This is a genomic window from Enterococcus italicus DSM 15952 (assembly GCF_000185365.1).
In the GTDB taxonomy this organism is placed as follows: domain Bacteria; phylum Bacillota; class Bacilli; order Lactobacillales; family Enterococcaceae; genus Enterococcus_G; species Enterococcus_G italicus.
Window position 1 is genome coordinate 429,844 of sequence record NZ_GL622241.1, and the last position, 1,360, is coordinate 431,203.

The following is a 1,360-nucleotide window of genomic DNA, read 5'->3' on the forward strand; positions in this document are numbered from 1 at the left end:
CCCCCTTGCTCTCTAACACAGATCAGCTTCTTTTACTCGGCATTTATGATGATGCCATCCCCAAAATGGACGATGGCCCTCTCCCAAACGGAAGAAGGCCATCTAACTACTCATTATCTTTACTCTAAAGTTGGATCAGACTATTACTTAAAATCAAGTATTTCTCATTTAAACAGTGTGTTCCCATAACCTACTAACACACCCTTGCAGCCCTGAAGCTGCGCCAGTTGGATCAAATTTCTTAAAAATATCCTTGTATTTCTCGCGTAACAATATCTTTCGTGTAAGACATAGTATAACATATTTCCACCAAAACAGCAATTGGCCTAGAGCTTTTCTAACAAATCCTGCTTCTTAAACTTGGTAATCAAAAGACTGAAACGACGCGGTGCCTCCAATGGTTTTCCTATTATAGATAAATAGCCCGAAACGACAGCCGCTAAAATGATCCATTTTAAATGCCACCGGATGTGCCTCTCCTAATTGCAAAAAAGTCCCTTCGTTTTGGTAATAAAACCGGGTCAAATCCGTCATTTCATGAAAATCAGCGGCTACCTTTAGCGTGACTTTTCCACTTTCCCACAAAATACGAGTGGATTTACCGTTAGTTGCCTCTTTAGGCATTGCTTGCAAACTGGAATCATCTAGTTCACGGGTCTCCATGACAAGATAATACTGGCCTTCCTCTTTGGATAAACCAATAAAACCATAAGCGGATTGAAAGGCAGCTAATCCGGCACAATCCCCATCTTTCATTTTTGTCCCATCGATTGTCACGGTGGCTGCACATTTTGGATAGCGCATCCGCTGTGTTAAGACGTTAGGCGTCGTTGTCACAGATTGTGCAAGCCGTGTCGTCGTTAATTCCACACAGCCACGTTTTGGATCCAATAAGAAGCCAGACAAATCCGGTTCGTGATTAAATTGCCATTGCGGTTTTAGTCGGTAAGGCGTTTTGGCTAACGTTTTAAAATCATCACTCCCTACAAGAGGCGAATACACATATTCCGGTCGATTGTAGGTAATAAAAAATTGCTGTGGCGTCTTTTCTTCTTCACCAAAAACTGGAAAATCGTCTTGCCAAGTTACTGGTAAAAGTATGGGTAACCGTCCTACTGCACCATAATCTTGAAACAAGATCGCGTACCAGTCTCCCTTTGGCGTATCCACGATACCACCTTGGGCAATGCCTTGATTGCAATACCCGTTATCATCATTAAAGACATCACCGCCGACAAATTCACCTTCCAAATCCTCCGCCACAAAGCAAGCCTCAATCCGTCGCCAAACCTTTGGATCTGAGTGAATCAAGAAAATGTAATACTTGCCATTGATTTGATAAAAATGTGGTGTGCACCCC

The 1,360-nt window shown here is 42.6% G+C and carries 1 protein-coding gene; it reads right to left on the reverse strand.

Features of this window, described 5'->3' with window-relative positions:
* Positions 1 to 354 precede the first annotated feature (354 nt).
* On the reverse strand, positions 355 to 1,360 hold a 1,006-nt coding region (locus tag HMPREF9088_RS02025), incomplete at its 5' end, for a beta-xylosidase family glycoside hydrolase (RefSeq protein WP_007207448.1).